The organism is Phocaeicola sp. RTP21198st1_B8_RTP21198_201120, assembly GCF_040929485.1.
GTDB classification, from domain to species: Bacteria; Bacteroidota; Bacteroidia; order Bacteroidales; family Bacteroidaceae; genus Phocaeicola; species Phocaeicola dorei.
In genome coordinates this window covers 66,297-72,932 of record NZ_JBCOCI010000007.1, presented here as the reverse complement: position 1 = coordinate 72,932, position 6,636 = coordinate 66,297, and the positions used below count along the sequence as shown (strand labels likewise).

Genomic DNA, 6,636 nt, shown 5'->3' with positions numbered 1-6,636 from the left:
ACGGCGGGAAGTTCGTCGATCTTCTGTGCTTTCCCTGAAAGGAGAAACAGGAGAAGGCTCCCCGTGATGTAAATTCTGCTTAGTCTCATATCTTTCATTTAAATAACTACCTTTGCATGTAAACTTTAAAACTGTTTTATATGTCCAAAACCGATTATTTAACTCTTTTAACCGAAGCCCACGATTTCACTGTCCGTCATCTGCATGGAGGGAACACTTCATATGTCACCGGACTGCATCTCGAAAAATATGATGATGCTAGTATCCGGGAGGCATACAGTTTTGTACAGGAGATATTCTCTGAACTTAGCCCTTCTGATGTGGTGAATAAATGCCTTCCCATATGTCTGGCTATCAATGATCTGCTTAACCGGAATCACTTTCAGTCGATTCTTACAACCGGTTATACGTTGCTCGGCAACCGGGAAAAGGAATACTACACGGACAGGGATGAGCTGGTCAGAGTGTTCACTAATCTTACAGGAGCGATGACTGCTGACTTTCATGTATGGCTCACAGTCGGCAATTATATAATAGATCCAACGTATATGGTTTCCGCTTATGTCCATCTGTGTCATTCTTATCCAAAAATCGGAAGGACTGTCGTTTGCAGATTTGAAGAACTTCCATTGAAACTCGGGGACTGTACAGTTAACTATATCCCCCAAATCACGGGAACCCGGCTTTATAATCGTCTTTTGCCTCCCCATTTGCGGAGAGATTACTGATATTCCGTAAAGCCGGACTTTCCATGTCGGAAAACCAGTCCGCCTGTCGTACCAGCATTTCCATCCCAACCGGCATCCCGTCCGGCTGTAACCGGGGAGCTCCCGGCACGCGGCTTATATCCCGGATTGCACATTCGCCGGTTGACGGATCCTGAAGGAAGAGGGCGGTCCGCCCGTTCTCTTCCGGCACGATCCACACGGGAAAACATTCCTCCGGCTCATGTGGCTTTCCGCTTCCCGGATACTGCAACCGCATTCTGATCCTCTCCGGAACTCCCTGTCCCGGAAAATGGCGGAACAGGAGCATTTCCTTCAGATTACAGATCCCATGCAGGACGGGCACATCCAGGGACAGCCTTTCTCCGAAGGACAGCATCCCGTTCTCGATATGCCCCCTGCCGTCCATATACAATGCCGCTTTCCCATCTTCAGTGAAGACCGTCCACATGACAACACCTTCTCCCGTCAAATCTCCATTTCCGGCCTTTACCGGCCGGAACTCCTTTCCGGATCCGGGATTGCGGACGATATTCCAGATTTCTCCGGTAATCCGGTCAAAGACCGGGGATGCCTCCCTTATCAGCATTTCCACTCTTACGGGTACGCCGTCCGGCTGCAGCTCCGGCAGTCCCGGCAATTCCGCCATATCCGGAATGAAGCATTTCTCTTCTGACACTTTCCACAGATACAGACCGGTCCGGCCAGTCCTTTCCGGAACGAGCCATGCGGGAACACATGTTTCCGGCTCATGTCCCGATTGTTCGGCAACGGTATTTTCTTCTTCCGGGTAGCGGAGGCGTATGCGGTACCGTATGGCTATTCCAGACTCAGGGAAATGGTGGAACATCGGCCTGTTATCCAGGTTGCAAATTTCATGAAAGGAAGAAACATCCGGTGAGAGCAGCCCTCCTAGGGAGTGTGTCCTGCTGTCCGGATGCTGTTCACTATTCATATGCAAAGGCGCCCTGCCGTCCGGTGTGAATACACACCATACGAGAATTCCTCCGGCCATCAGGCTGCCTGTAAATGTGTTCTTATCGTTCATAATAAATATCTGTTCTTATTCTTGCTAATAATATTTATGAGGTAATACATATCATATGATATTCTTCTGTAAACATAAGCATAAAACCATGCGCTTAGATAACGTAATCCTTGAATACAAGCCCCGTTTAGTAGGATGTGAATTTTATGAACATACTCAGTATGGCATTCCGGTCTTTTCCATATCTTCGGGCGCCCCATCAAGTAATTCAGGATAATTCGATATAAACAGGCGGAGTGGACACTATTGGGTTTATGTGTGGCCGGTGTCCCTCTTTTTCCCTTCTGGCATCTATCTTTCTGAGGATTTTGTCATAAGAAGGTGGAAGATCCGCGTATTTTTCTCTTTCCTTAGTGCTGTTCCTTCTGGCTTTCAGAAAGGTCGGAACTACCGTGTCGAAAATACAGTGGGCCTGGCGTATCAGCATTTCGACTCTGACGGGTGTGCCATCCGGTTGTAGTTCCGGCAGCCCCGGTAATCCACCCATATCCGGAATGAAGCATTGTCCGGTAGAAGGCTCTTGCAAATACAGGCTGGTTTGACCGGCCTTCTCCACCTCCACGTTGGTGCTGCCGTAGTCCACATAGGTGACTCCCGCTGGAAAGATCAGGAACGTCTGCTTGTCCTTGCCCACCGGCAGGGTATGCGGTTCCGGTGCCTGCCCGCCCACACGCACATAGCTCCCTTTCGGGCGCGCGTTGTAAGTGATGGCGTAGGAGTAGAACTTAGTGTCCGCCGTCACCACCGACAGGCTGGTCTCTCCGGGAAAACCTTCCTCCGCCGCTTTCAGGCGGATGATTTCGGGGCAGTTCGCCACCTTCTCGCCGATGATACAGTCCCCGCCGATACTGTAATATCTCACCTCGGTGGGGAATATCAGGTGCAGGGTCTTCTCGTATCCGATCTCCAGCGGGACGGCGGGAAGTTCGTCGATCTTCTGTGCTTTCCCTGAAAGGAGAAACAGGAGAAGGCTCCCCGTGATGTAAATTCTGTTTAGTCTCATATCTTTCTTCAAAATTGGTATCTTTGCGTGCAAACTTTAAAATTTAAATTATGATGGATTTCTTTTCTAAATTCTTAACTCCTTTATTCAAAGAGCAAAAAGCCGTTGTACTGGCTGTTCTCTGTCAGTGGCCGGTAATGGCTTCCATGTTGTTTTTAGGCTCTGCTGAATACCGACTGTTCGAATATTGGGAACAGCTAGTTCTCAGTCTGGCAGCAGTTATTTTGGTAACATTCATATCCTTTCTATTCTCAACAGCCTGTTTCTTTTGGCATCATATAAAAGATGCTTCACCATCTTGTTATTTATTGTCTCTTCCTACGTTGGTCGCTTCCGTCTTTCAGATTGCATGCTGCGATACATTCACGCTGCCATCATTCAAGCAGACTTTTATATGGACAGTAATGACAATCTATATAACTGTTTTCATACTGGGATTTGGATATGGAAAAGAAACTGATTCTCAGAATAAAAATAATGACACAATTAATACTGATACAGACGAAGAAAAAACGTAGGTATATCTCATGCCTGCTTTTGATTATTTGTTTCTTGACATTTATCAGCTTCTTTTCTGATACCTTCTTCTTCTTTTCTTGAATATTCATGGTAACTCTTCCAAAACCCCAAAATGTGGAAAACAATATTAAGGGTGAGAAGAAAGCAGAAAAGTAAGATGGTCACAGAACCGTTTTTCGATAAGAATTCTTCCATGTCATACTGTGTTTTTTATTATCATTCGTTATTATCACTCCCAGAGTCCGTTTATAATAGTTTACAGGCACTTCACTTCTTGATCATCGGATGCCTTTTCCCCTTTAAATATCTTTTAATTTTTTGCATGGCCTTCTTTACAAAAGCCCCGATTCGGAGAATGGCATTTTCCAGTTTTCCTGAGAATAGGAGTAGAATATATCCATTCAAGAAGATAACCAAAAGGGCAGAGGCTATATAGTGCCAGAATTTTTCCATGTCATACAACTTTTAGATTATTCATTTCATCAAACTCCTTCAGGAAGCGTGCCACATCCGCGGCCATCGGGACTATCCCGTCAAATAGCTTGTACATCAGTTCCGGTCTCTGCGGCCGGTTCTGATACACTATCACTTTCTTTCCGGCACCCTTCATCCATCCCGCCTCGGAATGTGCTGAAGCCCCGCAGGGGAGTACGAGCACACATACATCTGCCCGCCGCATGGCCTCGAAGTCCGACGCGAATCCCGCTTCTGCCAGCGGGTGCTCCAGCGCGTCCAGGTACTCGTCCATTTCCATCCACTCCCAGTTCCCGCTGATCTGCGACCAGCGGAAGTCCGTTTTTCTTTCAGGGTTCCTGAAGTCGTACACCTCATGCCCCCGTTCTCTCAAAAAAGCCACGATCTGCGGCTGGTATTCGTTGCTCCAGCTGCTCGCCACATATACTCTTGCCATGGTTTCTTTCCTTTCCGGTTTGTCGATATCGTTATTTTTTCATTTCCTTCAGCAGGATCCGGTAATTGGTCTTGATTATCACCTTCACCTTGCGTATGTTTTTGCCCGCAGCCGACTTGGTCGCGTTGATGACGCTGTTCGCCGCGCCGGCCACTATCTGGCTTCCCATGTCCAGGCCTCCCGAGATGTTTGTATTCGCCCCGCTCACCCCGGCCGCCTCCGCCTCCTTGACGGTCTCCGCCTTGACGTTTCCCGGCACGTATATGCCTTCCATCGCGTCCTCGGAATATACCTCCTTCTCGAAGGGAAGTATGTTCCCGGCCAGATTCACCGATGTGATTTTGACCAGCACCCGTTCCCCGTCAATGCTTGTGACCTCTCCGAATACGGGCGTTCCCTTATGTATGCGCCGGCCGTCGTCCGTAAGACAGTTCTCGGCCAGCTGCATCTTCAGGGTTGAGCCGACCATGACGGTCTGTGTGGAATGCACGAAGGCCCTGACCACATTCTTTTCGTCCTGCCGGACCAGCCGCACGCTGTTGAACCCCCTGCGTGCGGGCGGCTCCGCGACGCTGTCGGCTTCCGGTTCCCGTGCTTCTGTCTTCCCTGCCTGTCCCTGCCTGTCCTCCTTCACGGCGGCGGGTGCGGGTGCCGGAGGCACGGTCACGTTTCCCGCACCGAGCTCCTGCTCGTTGCGTCTGATCAATTCCCTGATACGCCGGATCTCGTCACCGCTGCCGGCGGTGTCCGCGGGGGCTTCCGCCACCGTACTGAAACTCTCCGCGTAGCCCGGGGAAAGGGAGGATCTGCCGGTATTCTCCCTCTCCATGCTCCGGATCATGTCATCCAGCGTGAAGCTGTCCTTTATTCTGGACCGGAGTGTCACCCTGTCCGCCTCCTGCCCTCCGTCCGTAGAACCGGGCAAGCCGGCGATGATTCCCCAGAGAAGCAGGATGACTATGATACCCAGTCCCCCCAGCACCATGATTCTGCTTTTTCCCGACCGTGTCATAGCAGTTCGTATTGCTGGTTATACGTCCGGAAAAAGAAGCCGGACACGTTTTCCGGAAAACGCGATGTCCCGTGCATGACCGTACCCTCGCTGAGAATCCGCACCTTCCGTGTCTCGCCGCCGTTGATGATGCTCAGAACGGACGAGAACCTGACATGGTACTCGTCCCCGTCGGCACGTACGTCGATGATCCTTTCAAATTCCGTCTTATAGACGACACCGAGTTCCAGGGCGTCCCCGTATGCCCGGTCGGCCTGATATTTGGCGAATATGGTGCCGGCGTCCGGCTTGTTCACAAGGAACAGCGCCCGTGCCCGGTTCTCCTGCAGCGACAGCCTGTCGAAACTGTTCAGGAAATAGGCCGTGTTCCGGCAGTGCTTCTTCAGCAGGCTCTCATACAGCATGTCCTGCCGTACCGCCTTGAAATGCACGAACTCGCCCCCTTCGTTGACAACCAGTATCTTGTTCATCGCGCCGTTCACCACCCTGTAAGCGAACAGCAGGACCATCGCGATTGTCACCGCGCTGAATATGAACACCAGTTTCGTACGGAATGTATGGTTCCTCCTGGCTTCCGCCAGCCTGGAAAAATCCCTGAGTATGTTTTTTATATTGAGTATGTTCTTTTTCTCCATCATAATGTTATAACCATTTGTTAACTGTTGCTTTTACCGTTGCGAGCATTGTCAGCTTCAGGATGAACGAGAAGATCACCATGAGCACCACGGACCAGGGCCTCTGCTGTACGTAATTGACCACTATCAGGTCCGAGAACACGCTGGCGATGATGAATCCCGGATACAGCATGTAACACCCGAACATCTGTCTGACCCATGTGTAGAAGGAGCTCCGGGTATCATTGTTGTACAGGCATGCTATCGCTATGGGGGACACCACCTCGAGCAGTATCAGGATCAGGTAGCGTGTGCACAGGAATACCAGCATGATATAGTCGTATGCCACTCCGCCGAAACTTCCCACCGTCCCCGCGAGGAACGCGTTGAAGCCCGTGTCCAGGCCGTTGATGACAATGTCGATGATGTCACCGTTCATCAGGTCGTCAAGCATCTGTGTTATCGGTGCCTTCCAGATGTTGTCGGGATTGTACACCCCTCCGGCCGCGAGGGATCTCATCAGCTCGTCCGCCCCATAGGCGAGCACTGTTTCGAGTGTGTCCAGCAGCACGGGCATGATGCATATGAGTCCTATACAAAGGATATATTCCCTGCCCAGCTCGTAAAAATGTCTCGCGTTGAACCCTTTCCCGTCGTTCACCATGTTCTTGACGATGGCGGTCAGCTTGAAGACGAATGTCGTTATCACAATTCCGGCGACCAGCGCATAGAATCCCTCTATCACTATCATATCCTTTATCTGGAGATATGCCCGGTTCAGATTGCTGTATATCTCTTCCATGCC

8 protein-coding genes and 1 pseudogene are annotated in these 6,636 nt (G+C 50.3%); 2 read left to right on the top strand and 7 right to left on the bottom strand.

Features of this window, described 5'->3' with window-relative positions:
• Window positions 1-140: 140 nt before the first annotated feature.
• Window positions 141-728 (top strand): hypothetical protein, encoded by a 588-nt coding sequence (locus AB5935_RS05655; RefSeq protein WP_244058094.1) that lies wholly within the window; start codon window positions 141-143, stop codon window positions 726-728.
• Here the strand turns inward: AB5935_RS05655 and AB5935_RS05650 are convergent.
• Complete coding sequence (locus tag AB5935_RS05650; RefSeq protein ID WP_244058095.1) at window positions 670-1,773, bottom strand: hypothetical protein; 1,104 nt, start codon at window positions 1,771-1,773, stop codon at window positions 670-672. The two genes, AB5935_RS05655 and AB5935_RS05650, sit on opposite strands and share 59 nt — an antisense overlap.
• 502 nt (window positions 1,774-2,275) lie before the next feature.
• Window positions 2,276-2,776 (bottom strand): annotated as a pseudogene (locus AB5935_RS05645) (DUF4138 domain-containing protein); the annotation flags it as partial.
• A gap of 50 nt (window positions 2,777-2,826) precedes the next feature.
• On the opposite strand from AB5935_RS05645, the gene AB5935_RS05640 reads away from it, so the two are divergent.
• Window positions 2,827-3,294 carry a hypothetical protein gene (locus tag AB5935_RS05640; RefSeq protein ID WP_244058097.1) on the top strand — a complete coding sequence of 156 codons (468 nt, stop codon included), beginning with the start codon at window positions 2,827-2,829 and terminating at the stop codon, window positions 3,292-3,294.
• A gap of 7 nt (window positions 3,295-3,301) precedes the next feature.
• Here the strand turns inward: AB5935_RS05640 and AB5935_RS05635 are convergent, their stop codons facing one another.
• From AB5935_RS05635 to AB5935_RS05615, 5 genes are all read right to left on the bottom strand, one after another.
• Window positions 3,302-3,490, bottom strand: coding sequence for a hypothetical protein (locus AB5935_RS05635; protein ID WP_244058098.1), 189 nt, complete (start codon window positions 3,488-3,490; stop codon window positions 3,302-3,304).
• A gap of 259 nt (window positions 3,491-3,749) precedes the next feature.
• On the bottom strand, window positions 3,750-4,205 hold the full coding sequence (locus AB5935_RS05630; RefSeq protein ID WP_244058099.1) for a nucleoside 2-deoxyribosyltransferase: 456 nt from the start codon (window positions 4,203-4,205) through the stop codon (window positions 3,750-3,752).
• A gap of 31 nt (window positions 4,206-4,236) precedes the next feature.
• The gene (gene traM, locus AB5935_RS05625) at window positions 4,237-5,217 is read right to left on the bottom strand and encodes a conjugative transposon protein TraM (RefSeq protein WP_368327349.1); all 981 of its coding nucleotides are present in this window, start codon (window positions 5,215-5,217) and stop codon (window positions 4,237-4,239) included.
• Window positions 5,214-5,855 (bottom strand): hypothetical protein, encoded by a 642-nt coding sequence (locus tag AB5935_RS05620; protein ID WP_016268450.1) that lies wholly within the window; start codon window positions 5,853-5,855, stop codon window positions 5,214-5,216. Before AB5935_RS05620 ends, traM begins: the two co-directional genes overlap by 4 nt.
• 4 nt (window positions 5,856-5,859) lie before the next feature.
• The gene (locus AB5935_RS05615; protein WP_244058101.1) at window positions 5,860-6,633 is read right to left on the bottom strand and encodes a hypothetical protein; all 774 of its coding nucleotides are present in this window, start codon (window positions 6,631-6,633) and stop codon (window positions 5,860-5,862) included.
• Window positions 6,634-6,636 lie beyond the last annotated feature (3 nt).

Bases quoted from the DNA above. Each gene is read 5' to 3' on its own strand.
- AB5935_RS05655 (WP_244058094.1), top strand. From the start codon at position 141: ATGTCCAAAACCGATTATTTAACTCTTTTAACCGAAGCCCACGATTTC.
- AB5935_RS05650 (WP_244058095.1), bottom strand. From the start codon at position 1,773: ATGAACGATAAGAACACATTTACAGGCAGCCTGATGGCCGGAGGAATT.
- AB5935_RS05640 (WP_244058097.1), top strand. From the start codon at position 2,827: ATGATGGATTTCTTTTCTAAATTCTTAACTCCTTTATTCAAAGAGCAA.
- AB5935_RS05635 (WP_244058098.1), bottom strand. From the start codon at position 3,490: ATGGAAGAATTCTTATCGAAAAACGGTTCTGTGACCATCTTACTTTTC.
- AB5935_RS05630 (WP_244058099.1), bottom strand. From the start codon at position 4,205: ATGGCAAGAGTATATGTGGCGAGCAGCTGGAGCAACGAATACCAGCCG.
- traM (WP_368327349.1), bottom strand. From the start codon at position 5,217: ATGACACGGTCGGGAAAAAGCAGAATCATGGTGCTGGGGGGACTGGGT.
- AB5935_RS05620 (WP_016268450.1), bottom strand. From the start codon at position 5,855: ATGATGGAGAAAAAGAACATACTCAATATAAAAAACATACTCAGGGAT.
- AB5935_RS05615 (WP_244058101.1), bottom strand. From the start codon at position 6,633: ATGGAAGAGATATACAGCAATCTGAACCGGGCATATCTCCAGATAAAG.